We start from the raw sequence: 1,515 nt of genomic DNA on the forward strand, positions 1-1,515 counted from the left end.
TCGGCGACGACTACCTGCAGGCGCTGGCCGATGCGAGCGGGCGCAGCGTCTACAACCCGCCGGACGTGGTGGCCAGCTTCGTCAACGACGGGCGGCTGACGCTGGACGTCGGGCACGTGCAGCCGGACGCGCACGGCGCGCTGCCGGCCTCGACCGCGGCCGACTCGATCAAGCTGCGCGAGTTCACGCCCGGGCCGGTGCGCGAGACCGAAGCGAACTTCGCGCAACCGGTCACCGTCGGTGCGCACGAGGGCACGGTGCCGACGCTGACCGCGCCGCACCTGCAACAGCGCCCGCCGCTGCATGACGGCGACGGCTTCAACGGCTACCTGGGCGGCGCGGTACCGCGGGGCGAGACCGTGGTGTTCGTCAACACCGAGGTGCGTCATCCGCGGACGAAGGAAATCACCGGCGCGACGCGGATCGCCACGCTGCACGAGCCCGGCTCCTTGAGCGACCCCGAGCTGAACGCGCTGGCAAAACGGGTGTTCGCCGCCAACGAGGGCCTGCCGGACAACCACTACGGTGCTGGCGAGCCGGGTGTCGACGTCGACGCGAAGGTCGGCGAGATCGTCGACGAACTGCGCCAGAAGTACGTGCTGCGCGTGCGCGAGGAGAAGACCGCGGCGGATGGCCAGACGACGAGCCAGGTCATCGCCGGCGCGGCGCTGACGCCGAACTGGCGCGGCGAGGCGGGCGACGGCGCGCACTGGCTGGGCGGCGAGGTGCCCGAGGGCTACACCTACCTGAGCCATTTGTGGGGCGACAAGGGCGGCGGCGGCGACGTGACGGAGGCGGGCGCGTTGGCCGCGCAGCAGCACCTGGGGCAATCGCATTTCGGCTTCTACACGCGCTGGCAGGGTGCGCAGGACCTGTACGGGCGGCAGCTCGGCGGCCATGCGCCGGCGCAGGGGCCGGGTGAGGCTGCCCGCGTGCCGCGGCTGCACATCAACGACGCGCGCTTCACGCCTGCGGCGGCCAAGGTGCTGCGGGCCACGCCGGCCGAGGACTTCGTCACGATGAAGACCGACGCGGCGCTGGTCGACCTGGTCAGGCGCTCGGGCTCGGATGCCGAGTTGCAGGAGGCGCTGCTGGCGCTGCCCGACCCCGTGCAGTACCACGGCAGCGTACCGCACAACGTGCTGCGCGCGAGCTACGAGACCGGGCTGCTGCACGAGGGCGTGCGACTGTATGCGCCGCGTGATCCGGACATCGACGGGGGCCTGATCCGCATCGAGGCCAACCACGAGCCGTTCATCGGCCCACCCGATCCGCGCCGCCATCTGAACCTGCTGCCCGACACGCCGGAGTTCGCGGCGGTGCAGCGCGCGGCCGATCACTACGCGCCGACCTTCGACGGCGTGCAGGTGATGGGCCACGCACCGGCGGTGTACCTGCGCGACCCGGTCAGCGGCACGCACTACACGAGCAACTGGCTGGTCGACAAGGACGGCTCGGTGCTGAGCCCGTTCGAGCTGGCGCGGCGGCTGGACAATTCGGTGGACGGGCCGATCG

The 1,515-nt window shown here is 71.8% G+C and carries 1 protein-coding gene; it reads left to right on the top strand.

Annotated features, from left to right (window positions below; translation table 11 throughout):
- On the top strand, positions 1-1,515 hold a 1,515-nt coding region (locus AC1DYN_RS32490), incomplete at both ends, for a hypothetical protein (protein ID WP_477966915.1).

The organism is Rhizobacter sp. P2_D12 (assembly GCF_056404395.1).